At 43.0% G+C, this 20,138-nt stretch carries 12 protein-coding genes; 2 read left to right on the forward strand and 10 right to left on the reverse strand.

Annotation, left to right across the window (positions count from 1 at the left end):
* Positions 1–37: 37 nt before the first annotated feature.
* The 6 genes from F0251_RS07130 to bcsQ all read right to left on the reverse strand — a co-directional run bounded on the left by F0251_RS07130 (position 38) and on the right by bcsQ (position 12,150).
* Positions 38–1,291, reverse strand: a complete 1,254-nt coding sequence (locus tag F0251_RS07130) for a D-amino acid dehydrogenase (RefSeq protein ID WP_171730677.1) — start codon at positions 1,289–1,291, stop codon at positions 38–40.
* A 270-nt stretch (positions 1,292–1,561) separates the two neighbouring features.
* Positions 1,562–5,350, reverse strand: a complete 3,789-nt coding sequence (locus F0251_RS07135; protein WP_171730678.1) for a cellulose synthase subunit BcsC-related outer membrane protein — start codon at positions 5,348–5,350, stop codon at positions 1,562–1,564.
* The gene (gene bcsZ / locus F0251_RS07140; RefSeq protein ID WP_171730679.1) at positions 5,341–6,450 is read right to left on the reverse strand and encodes a cellulose synthase complex periplasmic endoglucanase BcsZ; all 1,110 of its coding nucleotides are present in this window, start codon (positions 6,448–6,450) and stop codon (positions 5,341–5,343) included. Before bcsZ ends, F0251_RS07135 begins: the two co-directional genes overlap by 10 nt.
* Positions 6,447–8,741, reverse strand: coding sequence for a cellulose biosynthesis cyclic di-GMP-binding regulatory protein BcsB (bcsB, locus tag F0251_RS07145; RefSeq protein WP_116871857.1), 2,295 nt, complete (start codon positions 8,739–8,741; stop codon positions 6,447–6,449). Before bcsB ends, bcsZ begins: the two co-directional genes overlap by 4 nt.
* The gene (bcsA, locus tag F0251_RS07150) at positions 8,728–11,364 is read right to left on the reverse strand and encodes a UDP-forming cellulose synthase catalytic subunit (RefSeq protein ID WP_116871856.1); all 2,637 of its coding nucleotides are present in this window, start codon (positions 11,362–11,364) and stop codon (positions 8,728–8,730) included. Before bcsA ends, bcsB begins: the two co-directional genes overlap by 14 nt.
* A 3-nt stretch (positions 11,365–11,367) precedes the next feature.
* Positions 11,368–12,150 (reverse strand): cellulose biosynthesis protein BcsQ, encoded by a 783-nt coding sequence (gene bcsQ / locus F0251_RS07155; RefSeq protein ID WP_081090338.1) that lies wholly within the window; start codon positions 12,148–12,150, stop codon positions 11,368–11,370.
* 667 nt (positions 12,151–12,817) lie between these two features.
* Between bcsQ and bcsE the strand changes: the two genes are divergently transcribed.
* Together bcsE and bcsG are read left to right on the forward strand one after the other, a co-directional pair.
* Positions 12,818–14,401 carry a cellulose biosynthesis protein BcsE gene (gene bcsE / locus F0251_RS07160; protein WP_116871855.1) on the forward strand — a complete coding sequence of 528 codons (1,584 nt, stop codon included), beginning with the start codon at positions 12,818–12,820 and terminating at the stop codon, positions 14,399–14,401.
* A gap of 172 nt (positions 14,402–14,573) precedes the next feature.
* The gene (gene bcsG, locus F0251_RS07165) at positions 14,574–16,199 is read left to right on the forward strand and encodes a cellulose biosynthesis protein BcsG (protein WP_171730680.1); all 1,626 of its coding nucleotides are present in this window, start codon (positions 14,574–14,576) and stop codon (positions 16,197–16,199) included.
* A gap of 130 nt (positions 16,200–16,329) precedes the next feature.
* On the opposite strand, the gene F0251_RS07170 is transcribed toward bcsG, so the two are convergent.
* The 4 genes from F0251_RS07170 to F0251_RS07185 all read right to left on the reverse strand — a co-directional run bounded on the left by F0251_RS07170 (position 16,330) and on the right by F0251_RS07185 (position 20,094).
* Positions 16,330–17,256, reverse strand: a complete 927-nt coding sequence (locus F0251_RS07170) for a LysR family transcriptional regulator (protein ID WP_171730681.1) — start codon at positions 17,254–17,256, stop codon at positions 16,330–16,332.
* Positions 17,257–17,515: 259 nt separating this feature from the next.
* Positions 17,516–18,301 (reverse strand): HAD-IIB family hydrolase, encoded by a 786-nt coding sequence (locus tag F0251_RS07175; protein ID WP_171730682.1) that lies wholly within the window; start codon positions 18,299–18,301, stop codon positions 17,516–17,518.
* A gap of 35 nt (positions 18,302–18,336) precedes the next feature.
* The gene (locus F0251_RS07180) at positions 18,337–19,620 is read right to left on the reverse strand and encodes a TRAP transporter large permease (RefSeq protein ID WP_004741611.1); all 1,284 of its coding nucleotides are present in this window, start codon (positions 19,618–19,620) and stop codon (positions 18,337–18,339) included.
* A 9-nt stretch (positions 19,621–19,629) separates the two neighbouring features.
* Positions 19,630–20,094 (reverse strand): TRAP transporter small permease, encoded by a 465-nt coding sequence (locus F0251_RS07185; RefSeq protein ID WP_050653984.1) that lies wholly within the window; start codon positions 20,092–20,094, stop codon positions 19,630–19,632.
* Positions 20,095–20,138: the final 44 nt, after the last annotated feature.

Consider the following 20,138-nt stretch of genomic DNA (forward strand, 5'->3'; position numbering starts at 1 on the left):
TCTTCAAGTCATAGGTAATATAACTAACAACTTGCCTTTACATATAACGATGAATACTCAAGTCGTCTGATTGAATATCGCTATTTGAGCCACTAACCACACTCGCTAACAACTTTCCTGAACCACACGCCATCGTCCAGCCCAACGTCCCATGACCAGTATTGGTAAACAGATTCTTGATTGGCGTCTTGCCGATGATAGGCGTACCATCTGGCGTCATTGGCCTTAACCCAGTCCAGTATTCTGCTTTAGAGAAGTCCCCAGCCTGCGGGAACAGGTCTTTAATCACCATATCAATCGTCGCTTTGCGCTTTTCAGGAATTAGATAATTGAAACCAGCAAGCTCTGCCGTCCCTGCTATACGAATTCGGTCATCGAAACGCGTCATCGCTACCTTATAGGTTTCATCCATAACGGTTGATGTTGGTGACTTGTCCGCACTCACGATCGGCAATGTCAGGGAGTAGCCCTTCACGGGATATACAGGAATCGATAAATCCACTTGCTTGAGCAGTTCACGAGAGTAGCTTCCCGAAGCCACCACATAAGCGTCCGCTCTAAATTCACCTTGAGTTGTCGTAATGCTCTCTATAGTTTGGTTATGATGATTCAAACTCACCACTTCAGTATCAAACACGAACTGAACGCCTAGCGCCTTGGCTTTCTCAGTCAGAGCTAAACAGAATTGATGACAATCACCGGTTTCATCATCCGGTAAATATAAACCGCCCACCAGCTTGTCTTTCACGTCAGCTAATCCCGGTTCCACCGACAGACACTGCTCCACACCAAACAACGAGTGCTCGATGCCGCTTTCTGTTAGTAGCTTCATATCCTGCTGAATCGCATCCAGTTGTTTCTCGCTTCTGAATACCTGCAGGGTACCTTTCTGCCTGCCCTCGTATGCCAAATTTTCACTGGTTCGAAGGTGGGTTAGACAGTCTCGGCTGTAGTTTGCCACTCTCAACATCCGTGACTTATTCACGGCGTATTTAGCTTCGTTACAATTGGCGAGCATCTTAGTCGCCCAAGAAACTAAATCAGGGGAAAGTGACGGCTTCACTTTCAAGGGAGCATGCTCTTGGGTGAGCCATTTCATCGCTTTCAAAGGAATACCCGGCGCCGCCCATGGCGATGAATAACCGTAAGAAATTTGCCCGGCATTCGCAAAACTGGTCTCTTTACCACTGCTATCTTGGCGGTCGATAACCGTCACCGAGTGGCCCTCTTTCGCCAGATACCAAGCACTGGTCAAGCCAATCACACCGCTGCCAATTACAATTACTTCCATTCTCTTCCCCTACGCCCGACCAAATCTGCCGAGCATTACTGCCTGTTTCAAACTACCTTCGTTAATAATTTGTAACTTATTCAGCAAGTGTTGACTCAACAATCCATATTGTGTTGATAAAAAGTCAATTTGATCGTAAATCCGTAGAATGAGTTTAGAAGTGTGATGTTGGAGAGGTTATAAAGCAGCTTAATAATCAGTGAAGGTTTATTTGCAGAAAATACAAAAGCGACTCTCTTGAGCCGCTTTGGGATTGTTTAGTCTTGGTTTCTAGTAAAAATCACTGTAGAGGATTGGCGTTGCAGGAGGAAACTCAATAGGTTGCCAACGGTCATTGAATGTATATTTTGCATACAACATAAAATGGTTTGGTGTATAAAATTCAGAGCGCTGTAAATCTAACAAAGCCCCTAAATACCAACGCTTACTCACCCGTTTTTCTACTGCAGCTTGGAAAGATGACCCAAAGCCTCCACCGGAATCACTTACGCCATTTTCACTTAAATAAGGGGCATCTTCTTGTGTCCATGAATTGGAAATAGACCCGCTTAATAAATATGACCAAGTGTTACCGTATCGACCGTAATAATTAACCGGTAACGAAACCGACAGATAACTTTGGGGACTATAATAGCCGCCATGGCCAAGCGAGTACTCACCCAGGTTTTTATCATACCCAAGATAAATCAGGTTTGTTCCAATACTCAAACGCTCGTGATCGTTAGAAATCAACTTGTAATAAGCCCCACCAAGAACACCAAGTCGATTGTTATCCTCAACACTTTCTCCCGTAAGCGTATGGTACTGAAGGCTACTCCAAAAACCATAAGGCCCTCCAATATCCCAACTCGTATTGAATTTAACTCCCGTTCTTACAACACCTCCCCATTTAATTCCCTCCGGGTCAGGCATTTCAGGAGACGGCAACGAGTACTTGGGAACTGACATGCCCGCATAAGAGAGTGTGCTACTTGTTTCTGGACGGCGAGAAGCAACCGCACTCCAGCCGAACTGCCCTAAGTCACCACTCACACTAACACCACCAACCCACGTCGTATGATCAAAGCCGACAGGTGTAGTGCCTATATCAGCGCTCCAATTCTTAGCTTGCCAACCAATACCCAAAGCCATGCCCGATGCGCTATTTTGAAACGAGGTAACGTCTTGATTCGTTGATTTGTCATAATACTCAAGGGCACCTGAATCTATTGACACATAATCAGCTCTAAGCAACAGGTGGCCTTCCCACTCTTCAATAGGCAATCTAGCTTCAATCGGTATTTGATTTGATTGATTTTGTCCATCCCGAGCACTGTAATCCCAACCAACAATAATGTGACCATCACTACGATCATGTAACGCATCTAAATCCGATTTTACATTTCGTGTTAACCAATAATCATCACTTTCATTGTACAAATCTCGTAGCGACGGAGTTAGCGTTTCTAAAGTGCCTTGTTGACTCGTTTTTTCTATTCGGTCGCTGTTCAATGCTTGATAGGCTCTCTCTTCCGCTAGTACCCACTGGCGATTTTCCATCGCAATTGCCATTCCGTCTCGGTATTCAAGCGCGCCCGCATCTGCCTTAGTATCTAGTAACGCATTGAGCTGATTTGCATCCTGCACATTACCTTGTTGATTAAATACAGTCGCCGTTGTCATCAACTGCGATGCCGATAACACGCCAGCCTTTTTGATTAAAATCGGGCGATATTGGTCATAGACAGATAAATCTCCACTCATAGCACTAGCACGCAGCATGCCAATTTCAGCCCGAGTTTTGTAAGGTTCGGGCTCTGACAGTACTCTACTGTAAAGCGCTAAAGAACGATCTAAGTTTTCACTTTCTAGCATTAAGTCAGCCTCAGACAAAATACGTCGAGTTCTGAGTTCGTCGAACTGTATAAATTCTGATGCAGTAAACTCTTGCTCATCAAAACTCGGAGCCAATTCATTAAACCAAGCATCAAAATCTTCAAATTTATTCAAACTAACCATCAACTCACCGTAAGCAAGCTGCTCATCAGTAGAGAGAAATGAAGACGAATCAATGCTCCTGTAAATCCTATCCGCCTCCTCGGTTTCACCAACATCAACCCAAGCGCTAGCAATACGAGATAGTGGTTGAATCTGACTTTGATATTGAGCTTCTAGACTCAGTAATTCTTTTGAGACCGATTTAGGCGATTCCTGGTAACGTATTTCTATACCCTGAAGTTCAGAGTCTAACCTTAAGCGGGTAAGGTTTCGCTGCATGGAGGCGGTTATATCTTGTAGTGGAACACTTTCTAGTTCAGCAATAGCTTGGTCAACTCTAAAGCTCTGTGCAAGGTACAGCGCATAAGCGAACTTCATCTCAGGATCTGAGGTATCTTTCGCCCAACCTTCCATAAATTGATCTGCACGAGATTTATTCCCCATAGAACGCACAACGCCTGCAATATCTAACCTAAGCCAAGGAGAGTCCGGATTTAATTTGATTAGCGCTTCGACAGATTCAGCCATCGCCTTGTCATCATTATTAGCAATGGCGTCTCTTAAGCGACTCAGAATAATCTCAGAATCAATACTACTAATTTTTTCTTCAACCACTAGCTTCTGAGCTGGTGAGTATTGGTTAGCCACTTCTCTAGCTTCATGCCAATTCCCTTGATAAACCTCAACGTCAAGTCTTCCACGCAATGCCGAACCATTCAGCGAATCAAGCGACAAAGCCTGCGAGTAAGCCTTGTCTGCCAACGAGTACTTTTTTTCCTCAAGGAAGAGAGCACCTAAAGCGACAAAAGCATATGGCTGTGTATTATCTAGCGCTATCGCCTTACGGTATAAACGTTCAGCTTCTTCAAGTTCTCCTTTAGCTAACTGGTGATCTCCCCGATCTAAATATGCCCAATACTGAGACGTTTCAACCAACGTGGTCCATTTAGAAGAAGTATCTGGATTCTTATCCAATAATTGGGCTTGCTTGAAATATTCAAGTGCTTTTTGTTGTTGCCCCTTTCGCAGGTACACCTTCCCCATCCCACCTAAAATCTCCGGGTCATTGGGACGCGTGGTAATGGCATAACGCAACTGCGCCTCTGCTTGTTCAGTTTTCCCCAGTTCAAGCAGCCCTAACCCTTTTAGCTTTGCAAGGTAAGTAGGGTCTTTACGTAGCTCTTGCTCTTGGATCCAACGCTTCCTAGCCGATTGATTTGCTTTTTGAATCTCTAAGTCTGAAGGGTAATAACTCGCGAGGACTGCATATTGCTCCGTCACTTGCTTTGAAATAGGTAATTGATCTAAAGCTCTTAACCAAGAAGTCGCAGCACTCGTTCCTACAATAGGAGCCAACGCCAGTTCTCGATACGTATCCAAAATCCAAGGGTCACCCGGGTCTACTTTTCGTATATGGTTTGCCAATGCAAGCTGAAATTGAGGAACACCCGGGTAATCAGCATTAAGACGTTCAAGCCCAACCTTCACTTTATCCCAGTTATCATCTAGGTTGGCTTGAAGTTGCAAGTACTCAAGTTCAAGCGCAGCAGAAGGCATCCCGTTAGGAAAAACAGTTCGATAAGCTTCGATGGCTTCTACATAGCGACCTGATTTAGCCAATAACCTTGCTCGTTGATAATCAGCTCGCTTTTCACCTTGAATTGCCATTATCGAAGACAAAGACTGGGTTTGTGGAGCGTTAGGAGCAATGTCTTTTAAGCGTTCGTAGCTTTGCTCTGCCAATTCAGGCTGCTTACGTTTCAAGAACATAGTTCCCTGATAATAAAGCCCGGACAAGTTAGCTCTTTCAATAGCAAACAGCCTTTGTAGAGTACTTTCTACAATATCGTCACGACCAATTGCGTCTGCAAGTTTTAGCTGTTTGATTAGCCAATCCACAGAATCAACTCGTTCAAGAGAAGAAGATAGCTGAACCAACTGAACTGGTTGATATACCAACTCACGTTCCGCCTCAGATAGAGGTGTCGAATCAACGCCAACCGCCAGTGCTGTGCCAGCAGAACAAATACTACTCGCTACAATAACGGGAGCTAACCAATAAGAACCTACCCTTACTGACATTGCTTGCCCCATGCCGGTTGCAACTCACCATACTCGCCAAATCTGAAGCGTTCGTTGTACCAACCAAGACCAAATAAACTCAACACATTGTCGTAATAATGATCGTTCCTGCTCGTCACCAGTTGATTTTGAGCGCGAGTAACCTGTGCCTCAAGAAGATTGGAATAATCCATTGAAGCAAGTAAAGGTAACGCGGCAGCTGAAAAGCCGGCGCTACCGGGTTGAGAATACTTACCTGTTTTTGTATGGACCTCACGTGGGGGCGCGCCTAACCGCTCAATAGCGGTAGCAAACGGCCCCATTTTCTTAACTAAATGTTCTTTCTCTTTATTTTTTTCATTGAGCATACCGACCCACAAGTATGTTCGAATTGCGTTATAGCTCCCAATTGGCCCTGTGACTTTGTCTTCACTAAATCCTTTGCCATTCAAAGTTACCCAATCAGGACTAAAACCCGCAGTCAATGTTTGACCAAGTATCAAAGTACTCGATTGGTACATTGAATCCCACGAGTATTGTGGATAGAGCTCTTTCATCCGAGCGATCAACTGTAAAGGAACGTAGCTAGGGTTCAAACGATAGCTACCTTTACCAAGATCAAAGCCTTTTGGAGCTGGAAGCAAAGTCGTCCCAACACCTGCTACATCAACCGACTCTTCTCTCAATATACGAGCGGCTAAAAGATGCCCTAATGACTGATAGTAATAGTTATTCCATAAACGTCCTGCTTCACTCAGCGCATAAGCAATCCACAAATCAGAATCTGAAGCTGGGTTTGTATCGAGTATGCCAAACTGCCCATCAAGTCTTTTTCCCCACAACCACGCAGGTAACCTAGCCGTTAAATCACCACCAGCTAGGTTCGCTTGTGTCCATTTCAATACTTGATCAAATGTCTGCTGGTCGTTAGCTACCAACGCAAAAAACAAAGCATAAGACTGACCTTCAGACGTCGTGATCAAACGTTCATCACTGCCATCAATTACTCTCCCATTCTCAATGTATATTGATTTGAAATTGCTCCATTGAGGCCACTCACATGTCGCAGCCATAAGCTGAGGAGACAATAAGAGCGACAACAAAAACATTAACTTCTTCATTGTTCATCCCCCTCTGTTTTTTCTAAGCGCTGAGCCGCGATTTGACGTAATACTCGCCATAACACGATGGTTACAATAACCATCATCAACGCAGCAAAGCAGGCAATAAGAATCGGATGACTCGAAAAGTGATACCAAATCAACTGCCAGACTGGTAGCTCGCCAACGTAGTAATGGGCACCTACATTGTAACTTGCAACCTCGTCATTTCTGACCGTAATAAGCGAACCAAACATGTGTTGGACTTTACCTGAATCGCTTAACGCACTGTCTATAGCAGCAAAATCAGACGGTTGTGCTGCCATAATTGACACTAAGCTACGATTGCTTGTAAATGGCGATTCCATCCCATAAATTGCGGCGAATGAACCATGAGCTTCTACTGAAACATAGTCGGTTGCATCTTGCTCTGTATTCGAAGGACTCATCCAGTTCATGCCAAGTTGTTCCTCATTTTTACTTGGCAATCGGATTTGACGCTCTCCAGCTTCCATAACAATATTCAACTGCTCTGGAGCATAGCCTGCTTGTTGAAGCTCACTAGCAACACCAATACTTAGTATGTCTTTATCTGCCAAAGACTCACTATCCCAATTATCGGTTAGCATAACCTGAAGACCCGGGTAACCAGAGTCGCTGCCTAAAGACCCCATAATATTGAGAAAAGTTTGTAATGCTTCTCTTGGTGCGTCCTTTGGCAAAATAATCGCTGTTTCCGACAGATCTGCCATCCTTGTGTATGGAAAACCCGAAGTCGCAAATGCACGCATATTAGGCATTTCAATGTAATGAGGGAAACCGCTAAAATCGATAGTTGAATCGCCATCAACCACCGCGTATTGCTTACTAGGTTGTGTCACTTGACACTGTCCATCAGTTACAGAAGCAAAGCCAAACTCAAAGTCGATTTGGTTCTTACTACCAACCTTAAATGCGGGGATTCTTACTCGATCACCCGAACTTAAAAAACTGTCATCAAGCAATGGGACCCTTACACGATTGGAATCGCCACCCTGCCCTTCTGTTGTTAAGTTAAAGGCTTGAATGAACTGGTCATTAATGCTTAACGTCAAACGAGACCCAGAGTGATCATCGGTTGGCGGAGAGTAACGATAGTTTAAATCCATCGGTATACCACGGCTCTGCCAAGTAAACAGATCCGGTGGTAAGCGTAGGCTGACACTAATTGGCGGAGGCGTACGACCTTCAACTTGAAGCACACTTTTCTGCTCAACAAGCTCAGACAAAGCTACAGGGCGATCTGTACTAACCCAGTTTGGCGAATCATAAGGAACTCGTGGTTTGATCTGTTTAACATCGTTAACCTTCGCGATCGGCCCCGTCAAGACTTGATGACCTAATGCTAACCCTTGGACTGCCGTGTTTAAGTCGTCGCTATCACGGCCAACGACTAAAAGAAGTTTTACATAAGGATCCGTAGGGTGAGTGATCACTTGTAGATAAGGACCATCTGTATCAGGGAAATCTCGTAAAAAGTTGGGTTTATTGTCATTCGTAACAAAAACTACTGCATTACGATCTGGCAAAGTATCAAAACTCAAAGGAAAATTTGCCCCACGCCAACCAGCCAACGCGCCAAAATATGAACTGAGCACGCCCGCCGCTTTAATATCGTCAAGGCTATATTGGTCACCTAAAACAACGGGCAGATCCAACTTATTAAAATCGCGAACATCAAAAAATGGGGCTGGCAATAAGCTCAAATCACTCTTGATCAATGTTTTCTGAACAGACATTTCAATTCGACTACTTTGACTAATCTCAGCCCAAATACTCGAATCATTGGGATTTGCGCAATCTGTTTTCGTGTTGCCAATCAGCTCAAAGCGTATTTGATTATAATTGCTAAAATAACGCGTATCTAATGGCATCGATAAATTCAGCTTTTGCCCTTGCTGCCCATCAACAATGGACGTCACCCCCATCAATTCATTATTCAAATACACTTTTACGTGAGAAACCAAAGATAGAAGTGCTGGAGATGGGGTGATATCAAAATATAAAGTCGCCTTTGAAACGACCTCATCAAGACGTGAGCCAAACCCAACATAAGCGCTTGCCTCACTTCCTTGGATCGCAATCGAACCGTTATAGCCCAGTTGACTAAATGGAATGACACGTTGCACTACTTCAGCGCTTTCGCTCCGGCTCAACAACGCTTCTGCAGACTCTTCTGGTTGATATTTACTTGTATTGTTTGCGGCGACATTACTCGACAAGCACGCGATAGAAAGTGCTGTCAACGCCGTTATTGTTTTATTGATTAGCATGACTTTGGGTCCTGATTGGGACATAGCGTGGTCTTAACGACCAAATAAATATGAAGCTCTGTAAAAATAAGTCCGCGGTAACTCTTATAAAGTTAGGACTGTGTTTCAATAAGCGTTTATAGCCGTTAAAACCAACCTGGAGTACTGCTCGCATACTCGATAAAGGTTTATCTGACTGATATCCTTGCTGCCATTTGGCCCATGTATCAGCTCGAGCAAATGTACATTGGACATATTGAACTTGCTGTTGGTGAGACAACTCCTCCAGTCGAAGCCCAAAAATGCCTTTAGATGCATAAGCAACAGTCATAGGGAAAACGAATTCTTGTCCCCCACGTTTGAGTACAACGTCTAAACATTGACCAAGTAACCGCTCACAAGTTTTTTCATCAGCATCGTTGATCACGACTCGAATCCCACCTAAAGAAAAATCCTTCATTTCTGCCTGAATTAAATGCCCTGTACGAAGCTTAACCCAAATTGGCATAGATACTTCGACTCGGTGATCCTTACGTACTTGCTTCGCCTCAACCGCTACAGCAACCGCTGCACCCAGTATCAACAAATTGTACAGGGTCCAGATCAAGTTAACGATAACAGTACCAATCTCATCATTTGGTCCCCAGCCCAAGCGATAGAAACCAACACCAGCCCCTAAAATATTTAGAGCAACGAGAACTAAATACGGCCTTGAGATCACCCAGTCGTAATGAGAATTCTCAACTAATCCACCTTTGGCTGTAACATTAAAAGTGCCTTTGTGTGGAGCAAAAAGTGCTACAGTCGTTGGCCTTGCGATGTACCAAGCTAACACTGTTTCGTAGACCTCCCCCCAAAATGAGTAACGATGGTCACCCTGCATTCGGGAGTTAGTCATACTTGCATGTATCATATGCGGTAACACATAGAGAATAATGGCAAGTGCCGGAGCGTAAATAACATACGAATGTAAAATTAAAAACGCGAGTGGAGCTACTAAAAACACAATCCTTGGGATACCGGATAAAAAGTGCATCATCGCGTTTAGATAACAAAGCCGCTGTGACAACTTAAGCCCTTTCCCTATCAGAGGATTATCTACCCGGAATATCTGAGCCATACCTCTAGCCCATCGAATACGTTGTCCAACGTGTGCCGATAACGTTTCGGTCGCTAAGCCTGCTGAAATTGGCTGCTTTAAATACGCCGAACGATAACCAAGGCGGTGCATCCTGAGAGAGGTATGCGCATCTTCTGTCACCGTTTCGACAGCAATACCACCAACTTCTTCTAACGGCTCACGCCTTAGTACAGCACAAGAACCACAGAAAAAAGTCGCGTCCCAAAGATCATTACCGTCTTGAATCAAGCCATAAAACAAACTCCCTTCATTAGGCACATTTCGAAAATTCGATAAGTTGCGCTCAAACGGGTCCGGAGAAAAGAAATGGTGCGGCGTTTGTATCAACGCAAGCTTGGGATCTTTAAGAAACATTCCCATGGTCAGCTGAAAAAAAGCTCTCGTCGGAATATGGTCACAATCGAAAATAGCGACATATTCACCATGGGTTTGCTTCAACGCGTAATTGATGTTGCCCGCTTTGGCATGCTCATTAGTCGGGCGACGGATATAATTAACTCCGACACTTTTCGCAAAGTCTCGGAAACTATCACGCTTACCATCGTCAAGAATATGAATGTTCAATTTATCTTTTGGCCAGTCAACACCAAGCGACGCATATACTGTCGCTTTAACAACATCCAAATCTTCATTGTAAGTGGGAATCATCAGATCGATTGTTGGCCAACTCGATTCATCTTTGGGCATAGAGATTGGTTTGCGACTCAAAGGCCATATATTCTGAAAATAGCCGAGTAAAAGCACAATCCAAGAGTAAGTTTCTGCCAAAAGTAAAATACTCCCCAAAAAAAGAGCAATCGGATCATCCCAATTTAAAGTCGATGAGTAACGCCACCACAGATAACGACACGAAGCCGTCACTGAAAGAATAATCAGCAACATAGTGGGGAAGCGCCCCGGCATACGACGCACCATCATTGCCAACCCCCAAAGCAACAATATAAATACAGTTTGAGCCTGATAGCCAAAAGGGACAGTAAAACAAAGCAACGCAATAAAAACGACCAAGAAAAGTAGTATGTAGTTCAACAACATAACCAATTTGCTTTCTTTCATCCGTTCACGTATTTCGGATCCGTTGGTTTGATCCGCAGCCTTCTCGAGCCAGGCGACCAATTTAGATATTTGAGAGAACGGTATATAAAATAAATTTTTCAGTAAGTTAAATGTGTCATTGACGATTTTAACCACTTTCTTAGACAAGAATTTACAAGGGGTTTGCTTAAAAAAAGCTAGCCACAGCGTTTGAACCATAAATCGAACAGAATCAAACAGCCTTGGAGCAGCAAAGTTTATATGTGGGTACAAATACAGAGGCAGCTTCCATGTGGCAACCCCTGCTATTTTAGGTTTCAAAAGAACAAAACAGAAAGAAAACCATATCGACAAAAGCATCCTGCCAACTCTTGTACTATTGCAGTTCTTGTACTTCTCGTAAGTTCTCGTTTGAGACTTAAATTGCTCAGCTATCCAAGGTTGGAAAATCAAATTCAGGCTACGCATTAGTTAGCCTTGAGAATAATGAGATGAAAACGTTGAAACACACCAAAAAGCCAAGGATTGAAAGTCCTTAGCAGCTTGACTAAACGGAGAAAAGTGCTGAACCGTAGTAAGGTTAGCAACACAATCTAACAGAGCGGTATCACGGTGGAGTAATACTGGCACTAGTATCGAACCAAATTCTTTCTTCAATACAAGCATGAAGTCACGACCAACTTCGGTTTCTGGTTGATAATGGTTGATGACAAGTCGTAGTTTATTCCTCTCTAATAACTCATCGAAGAAAGGACAGCTTTGAATCCATGACTGAAGCGCGCTGTAGCTAACGGCATCGGCCGTAACGGCAATAAATACCATGTCTATTGCATCAATAGTGCCGTGGACCGCTAGATTGTTTAGGTCTGATAGCGCTGCATGAAATAATTGCCACTGTTCGCCCTTATCTTCGCGGGTATTTAAAGTCGTTTCTACTAACGAGTTAAGGTGTTGCTCTTTGTTTTTTTCAAATTCAAAGTGCTGGTCGAAAGATAACTTCCCGAAGGGAAGAAACATAGCACCTTGTGGGCTCTGATAGCCCGCGTCAAACAAGTTTAGTCGATTCAGCGTTCTTACTGCCCACCCGTCATTCTCTTCATATGGAAGACCTAAATGGAGCCCTAAAAGGTTCTCAGGTGAAGCGTCTATCGCTAATACCTGCTTATTGATTTTCACTAAAGCCTGCGAAAGGTTTGCTGTGATGGTCGTAGATCCACAACCACCACGTAAGCTAGCAAAAAGAAGGCGCTTCATATCGCTTCCGTTTCTATACCTGCCTGTCTCTTACCGACCAATTTATCAGTAGTGCGTACTTGCTTTGATTGAAATATTAACCACTTACTTTTAGCTTGTGTATAAGACTCATTCTCTGTCATTTCAATGTACTGATGTTGAGTTAGATTATATGAAGCGTAGATCGAATTAATGTCTTTTGCTGGTTCAGCCACTAGATCTTTCCAAAATAAAAGCACAAAAACACAGAGGCAAAGACGTTCCTGTCAATTCCTTTAACCTGTATACATTACGCTGATAACTATTTAACGCACGAACCTATGCGCAGAACATGAATAGGATGTACATATGAGCAATGAAATCTTGACTCACACTACTTTCGTTCAATAAATGGTGTCTTCTTAGGTAATAAGGAATTAGCAACATAAAGACAAGTTGTAACTACTTACGAAACATCTATATTTAAAATCAATGACATGGAAACATTTATTTAAACTGACTATGATTTATCGTATAACACATAGTCATCTGAAAAATTATAATATATCTATTTTAATTTTCGATCAAACTTGATTAAGATATCCGCGTCATTTTATTGTCACAACTCAGTTCTAAAGCTTCAACGCATAATGCTCTGTGTTATATGCTAGCTATCAAAAAACTTAACCACATGAAACTAAGGAATTTTATGCACTCGATTCATGGACTACCGGCAACGACCAGTGAAAGAGAATATGAATCTGTATACGTCAATTTATTCACACACAAAAGACTAGCAATCGATTCCTTATTCAACTTATTAAAAAACAAAGATAACACTTCACTTACAATATTTACTGACAAAGAAACTTTTTTGACAGGGCTCACTGAAGAAGCAATATCAAAAATCAATCACTTAGCAAAAAAATCATTAGAAAAAATGTATTTTGTTAATAGCCATCAGTCGAAAAAAACAATCAATCCAATTTCACTGTCACTTGATATTCACAATATCAATATAAAAAGCCATTCTACTTATATTTTATTTATTCATGACAGCTTGCTCGCTCACTGTGATGACAAAGAAATTGATAAATTTCTATACAATATACAAAGTATTGCTCATAAAAAGCACTTATCCATCAATTTATGTATTTACGGCAACCTTGCAACGTCAATATTAAAACCAAAATTGCTCACTAATAACCGCTACATCGCAGGGCTTGCAACTATGACTCCAATCGATGAGTCTAGTTATAACTACCTTGTTGATTTTTGGTGCAATAAACATGGTGTTAAGTCTGATAGTGAATTTATTCTTACGAGTTCAAGTAACGGTCAATTAGAGGCTACCTTAAACCAGAACCTAAGCTCGCTAGACATAATCGAAGATAAAGCGGACAACGATCGAATCTATGTGAGCAAAGAAGTTTTGGGTGAGGGCGTTAAGGTTCCCAAAAGCGTACATGTAGCGAATGACAACCAAACGCTACTAAAGATGCTCGATAGTCCAAGAGCTTCAACCGTTATCTTTAGTTGCAACAATCAGAAAGAAGTTAGGCAGTTAGCTATTGACTGCTTTAGGTTACGTGCTAAAGCGGGGAACCAATTAAAAATAGTTATTCGCGAGACTGAGCAGTGCCTAAGATACACAGACGAAAAGTTTCTACTTCGCGCAGGAGTTAATTTGATCTGTCCTGTTCAACTTCCTCACATGCGCTTTATGACACAAGTCGAGGCAATACAAGGCCAGTTATCCACTCGCCCATTACCGAAGAATATCGAGTCTCTCCTCAAGTATGACCTAAAGTTCGGAAATAAAGGTTATATGCTAAACACTGAGTTTAAAGACTATTGTGGTGAGTTGATTGCTATGTCATCACGCTCCAATGTTAGGTTTGCGCTAATCAAGCTTAGTTTGTTACCTGGAATGACGGCTGAAGAGTGCCTACGTCTCTGCCATATCCGTAGGGATGGCGATGTTGTCACTGCATGTAATAATGCTCTTTATATCCTTTTTAGTGCGATCCGCCACAACGACATCAACGTTGCACTGAGTAACGTTTTCGAGTTTCCTATTCGCGATCTGTTTTATACGGTTCAAACTTATGACACTCAACATGATATCGAAGCAGAATTGCAATACATCATAAAAGATCAGGCCACAATCTCATCTGAAGTGTCACAATTAACGACAGAAGAAAAGATTTTTTCAGAGGCTACTCACCCCGTAACAGACGTCACCCCCCTATTTGCAATAAAAAAAGTTATCGCCTCAAAGGGAACCATATGAACATTAATGACTTTCTACTCACGGCAACTATCAGCGCCTTAATTGGGGGGCTACTCGGTTACTTTCTTCGTGATGCTGTGGAATTTAGTATACGTGTTTATCAACGTCACTTCACACGTTCACGGTATTTCGAACAAGATGCCACTATCACTAAAAATAAGAAGCTAAAATAATGAAACCACATCTTAAGGATTCCATTCTTTCAAACCTAAGTTTGGGTTGGTGGAACATCTATTTTATCGCAAAAGTGGCTCTTTTCGTTCAAGGGACGATTGACTTCCACCCAATTGAAAACTTCGCTTTATTACTATTTATATTACTTCCCGTGACACTAAAACCAATCAATGTAGCTCGCCATCTTATCGCGGTTGTGATAGCTGCTTGGTTACTGCATTATGACTCTTACCTTCCGCCGCTGGATAGGCTTTGGGCGCAAGTAGGACAACTCGCACAGTTTGAGATTGGATATCTTATTGAGCTGATAGGGCGGTTTGTTTCAGTTGAAGCACTGCTAGGCTTATTTACGCTATGTGCAGGTTACTACATCCTAAGTAGATTTCTACGTATCTCGGTCTTTGTCGTTATCGCGATGCTTTATGTCAGCCTACCAGACAGTCCTGAACCTTCAGTTCAGGTTGTTAGCAATGACTTAACACAAAAAAATGAGTCAACCCTGCCAACGCCGTCGCAACCACAAATAACTGAAATAAATGACCAATCCCTGAATAAAATGACTACAAATTTTTTCGAGAATGAAGCGTCTCGTTCTGTCGATTTTAGTAAAAGCAGCCAAGCATCAGCCCCCTTTGACCTACTATTTTTAAGTATTTGCTCAGTCGCGTGGGACGACATCGAGATTGCAGGGTTAGCAGATCACCCGCTGTTTAAAGAATTCGACATCATGTTCGACAACTTTAGTGCCGGCACATCATACAGTGGCCCTGCTGTTATTCGTCTATTAAGAGCGAGTTGTGGTCAACAAGAACACAGCCAGCTGTTCGCATCAGCACCTTCAAACCAATGTTACTTGTTTGATAATCTCAAAAACCTAGGCTTCGAAGAAAACCTATTAATGAACCATAACGGTGTCTTTGACAGCTTCCTTGAACTAATTAAAAAGGATGGTGACATAGCAGCAGAACTCATGCCTCAGGATGGCTTTAAGCCTTACCAAAAGTCATTTGACGGCTCTTCAATATTCCGAGACAAACAAGTCCTAGATAACTGGCTACAACAAAGGCTAAACAGCAGTGATGAAAAAGTCGTAGCGTTGTATAACTCGATCTCACTACATGATGGCAATCGAATCATAAATTCTAAGTCCAGTACGTCAATGATCAGTTATAAAAAGCGTTTGAAAAACCTGCTTGACGATCTTTATGATTTTTTCAAACAGCTTGAAGCATCAAAACGTAATATTGTTGTTGCTCTAGTACCTGAACACGGAGCAGGTATGCGTGGCGATAGAATGCAAATACAAGGTATGAGAGAAATACCAGCCCCTGGTATCGTGCATACTCCAGTAGGCATTAAGCTTTTCGGGGAAAATATCAAACGTGACGGAGAGACAATACATGTCACAGCTCCTTCAAGCTACCTAGCACTCTCGCAATTAGTATCCAATATTCTAGAGGAAGATATCTACAGTGATACACAGTTCAGTCCAAAGAAACTAACTCAAAACTTGCCAGAAACACGCCTCGTCGCCCAAAATTCTGGCTCAACAGTAATTGAAGTCGATGGCAAATATTACGTAACATTAGATGGATCTAGTTGGATTGAATATCCAAATAAGTAGTGGTTAACCGGGCTCTATCATTACAAAAAATAGGACGATTAAGATACAAGCCAGTGAATCAATCACTGGCTTTTTAATACCTACCAGTTATCGAATTGCTTAACCTAAATGTGCACCAGCGTACCTCGACCTAGATATTATGAGCATCATGACTTAAGAATGCGGCGTTCTCGATGAGAAAGTCTAAAAAGGTTTCGGCTTGCAATGACAGTGCTCGGCCTTTAAGAGATTGAACTTTCACCGTCGCTTTAGAGAAGGTGCCTAACTCAGTCGCAACCACTTCAATTTGTCCCGATTTGATCTCATCAAGCACGGTGAGCTTAGGCATAAAGGTTACACCTAGGCCTGCCGAAACAAAGTTAGTGAGTGCGGTAACCGAGTTAGTTTGAAGCTTAGGTTGCAAGGTGAGATGAGAGTTTTGTTCAGCCTGCTTTACTAACCTCCCCATACCTGTCGAGTTGTCGATCAAAGCAATAGAAGCCTCTCTAATATCTTGCAATGTCACTGGTGCTGGTTGGGTCGTTAGTACATGCCCTTTTGGAGCGATAAGCTCTAGAGGGTGGCTACGCTCGACATGTGAATGCAGTTTAGGGTGAGGTGCAGACGCATAGGTAATCGCGAAGTCAATCTGTTGATCTTCCAACATTTTTACGGCATCCAACGCGCCCGCAATTTCAATCGATAAATTGATATCAGGGTAACGAGCCATGAAAGTCTGCATAGGTTTAGAAACCAAATTTGTGATAAACCCTTCCCCAATCGCGATGCTGACATTGCCTCCTTTAAGGTTTTTCAGCTTAGTTAGGCGAGCCAGCACCGCCGTTTCACTGCGAACGATGGAGCGGTAATAGTTCAATAATTCGTTGCCCGCCTCAGTCAGCAGTGATTGACGATTATTGCGTTCCCACACCTTCATTTCTGCTTGTGCTTCGAGCTGTGTCAGCATCCTACTCATTGCTGCAGGGTCAACGTTCATCATCTTAGATGCCTTACGTAGCGACCCATATTTTGATAACGCATTCAGATACTCAAGCGCACGGAGATTAAAGTGATGCATGCAACTTCCTTGTGATTCGACTGGCACAAAGCAAGCCTCTCATAAATCTCTCATTTGCCCATCTAGGAATTGAGATACCGACAGAACAAGTTTGCAAGTTGTGGGCTGAGTCACCAACACAAGCGCTTGAAGAGCGTTAGATGCCATATAGGAGAAGTATTTATTCGCCTCTAATAAAACAAAAACACAGCTGAATCCAACGAAGAAAAGAGCTGTGTTTGATGTTCACTATCGGCTGTTTTAAGCCGATAACCAGTCGCTATTTTAAAGCAAGTAGCTTATCGACAAACTCTGAGAAACCGTATCCGCCGGGTTTGCTCATCACCACTGATGGGTGATGCTCTAGTCGTTCCCAGTAATACTGAATATTGGCGACACCGACACTGTTCGGCAAAATTTCAAACATGTATTGATCGTTCATCGAGTCACCGACATAGCAACTACGCTCAACTATTTCTTGGTCAGACAGCCCCTTCTCTTTGAGAAAAGCGGTCGATGTTGCTTTCTTAGAGTGCTCACCATACCAAGCATTAATGTGAATAGAGCTTGCTGTAGCATGTGCACCTAGCGCATGAATCTTAGAGACTATCTCTTCAATAATCGCATCGTCGACTTTGGGACGGTTCTGACCTATGTCTATCGCAACTTCACATAAGCGGTACGACTGATCGAGCGTTAAACTGAGCTCTGGATAATCACTCAAAATAGCTAAGACTTGTTGTTTCAGTTTGCTCTGATTAGCACTGACTTCTGGCAAAGGAATATCTGAGCGCAATGTCAGATAACCGTTTTTCTTTTCCATAATGAAAGCGCCATTCTCGCCGAGAACCGCATCAACAGGCCACAGCTGAGCAATATGATCACACCAACCTGCACAAGCCCCCGTTACCGCAACCACTTTCTTGCCCGAATCTCGGAGCTTACTTAAAGCGATCAAGGTTTCAGGCGGCAATTGACCTTGCCACGTTAAGGTGTCATCCACATCGGTTAACACCCAATCTATCTTTTTCCAATTTTGGTTCAATTCATTCGATACCGAATTCATTTCTACACCTCTAAATAATCAATCACTAAACAGTGTTAAAGCAAATTCGGCAAAAACATCACTAAGCTTTCAGAGAAAGTCAGCAACATCAGAACCGTGAGTAGTGCTAGCAACAACGGAGCCACTTCTCTTACGAAGTCGACCATACGAACTTTTAAAATCGAGCAAACCGTAAACATCATCGAGCCAAATGGCGGAGTCACACCACCAATCATGATATTCACAATCACGATAATACCGAAGTGAACCGGGTTAACGCCTAGGTTAAGCACAGCAGGCAGCAACAATGGCGTGAGTATGATCATTGCAGCGCCACCTTCGATGAACATGCCGACTACTAACAGCAGCACGTTAATCAACAACAGCAAGACTAACTTATTGTCGGTAAGCTCAATCAAAGCCGAAGCAACATTGTGTGGGATCTGCTCTAGCGTCATGTAATACCCAAACACCATGGCACCGATAATGATGAACATAACACTACTGGTGCCCTGCACTGTTTCACGCATGATCAGTGGGATATGGCGCAAACCCAGTTGACGATAAACGAAGATGCCAATAATCGCGCAAAGTAATACTGCGATCGCGCCCGCTTCAGTAGGCGTGAACAAGCCAAAACGCATGCCTAAAATAATGCCAAATGGGATCAACAGTGCCGGAATCGCTTTCAAGAAGTAGTGAAAACGCTCTTTGGCAGAAGCTGGCTCAGAGCGTGACGGTTTGTAACGGCGTTTACGCGCGATGAACGCGATCGTCACCATCAGCGACAGCGCCATCAAAAATGCGGGAACGTAACCCGCTATAAACATTTGATGGACCGAAACGTTCGCTAATAAAGCAAAAATGATTAGGTTAATACCCGGTGGAATCACAGGGCTGATACTTGATGACGCAGCGGTTACAGCGGCGGTGAATGGCAAGTCATAACCACGCTTAGTCATCTCGGGAGCGAGAATCTTCGACTGCATCGCCGCATCCGCGTTTGCAGATCCAGAAATACCCCCCATAAGAGTACTCAATGCCACATTCACTTGAGCAAGACCACCGGTTTTATGACCAATCATTGAATCGGCAAAGGCGAGTAAGCTCTTACTGATCCCCGCATAGTTCATCACCGAACCCACCATGATAAAGAACGGAATGGCCAACAACGGAAAAGACTCAGCAGAACTAATAAAGCGCTGCATCACCAAGCTCACCGGAATAGAGTCATTGATAAAAAGAAAGTAAACCATCGCCGATGCAATCAAAGAAAACGCGATGGGGATGTTCAAAAGAAACAGAACAAACAGAATAAGGATTGGAAGATAGCTTTCCATGAATCGTACCTACTTAGAAGAGCACTTTAGAGAAGCGACATCGTTCGCGATAAATCGAACGGTGTGGATCGCCATCAATGAGAAACAAAGCAACAACACGCCATTGATAACAAAATATGATACGCCCATGACCGGCGTTACCTTGTTAGATAGCATGAGATATTGATAACTCAGAACTGCCATTAAAATGTTCAGAGCCAGTAGGAAAACGGAAACACACAATCTAAATGGGATTTTTGCTTTTTCTGGCAACATGGCAACCACCACATCCACACCCATGTGAAGCTTGTGTTTGTAACAGGAGCTAATCCCTAAGTAGACAGCCCAAATGAAGCAAATAACCGACAGCTCTTCACTCCACGGGACAACAAAGCCAAACCCATAACGCAAGACGACGTTAACGATAACAACCAAAACGGTGATCGAAATAGCGATAGAAGCGAGGATTTCTTCAATATTTTTCAATAAAAACAAAAGACTTCTCCAGCGAAATACCTAATACAACGTGGGTATTTCAG

Source organism: Vibrio sp. 070316B (assembly GCF_013114115.1).
Classification (GTDB): Bacteria; Pseudomonadota; Gammaproteobacteria; order Enterobacterales; family Vibrionaceae; genus Vibrio; species Vibrio chagasii_B.

Coding starts and splice junctions, on each gene's coding strand:
- bcsG (WP_171730680.1), top strand. CDS start 14,574: ATGAAACCACATCTTAAGGATTCCATTCTTTCAAACCTAAGTTTGGGT.
- F0251_RS07135 (WP_171730678.1), bottom strand. CDS start 5,350: ATGTCAGTAAGGGTAGGTTCTTATTGGTTAGCTCCCGTTATTGTAGCG.
- F0251_RS07130 (WP_171730677.1), bottom strand. CDS start 1,291: ATGGAAGTAATTGTAATTGGCAGCGGTGTGATTGGCTTGACCAGTGCT.
- F0251_RS07180 (WP_004741611.1), bottom strand. CDS start 19,620: ATGGAAAGCTATCTTCCAATCCTTATTCTGTTTGTTCTGTTTCTTTTG.
- F0251_RS07170 (WP_171730681.1), bottom strand. CDS start 17,256: ATGCATCACTTTAATCTCCGTGCGCTTGAGTATCTGAATGCGTTATCA.
- bcsZ (WP_171730679.1), bottom strand. CDS start 6,450: ATGAAGAAGTTAATGTTTTTGTTGTCGCTCTTATTGTCTCCTCAGCTT.
- bcsQ (WP_081090338.1), bottom strand. CDS start 12,150: ATGAAGCGCCTTCTTTTTGCTAGCTTACGTGGTGGTTGTGGATCTACG.
- bcsE (WP_116871855.1), top strand. CDS start 12,818: ATGCACTCGATTCATGGACTACCGGCAACGACCAGTGAAAGAGAATAT.
- F0251_RS07175 (WP_171730682.1), bottom strand. CDS start 18,301: ATGAATTCGGTATCGAATGAATTGAACCAAAATTGGAAAAAGATAGAT.
- bcsB (WP_116871857.1), bottom strand. CDS start 8,741: ATGCTAATCAATAAAACAATAACGGCGTTGACAGCACTTTCTATCGCG.
- bcsA (WP_116871856.1), bottom strand. CDS start 11,364: ATGCGTAGCCTGAATTTGATTTTCCAACCTTGGATAGCTGAGCAATTT.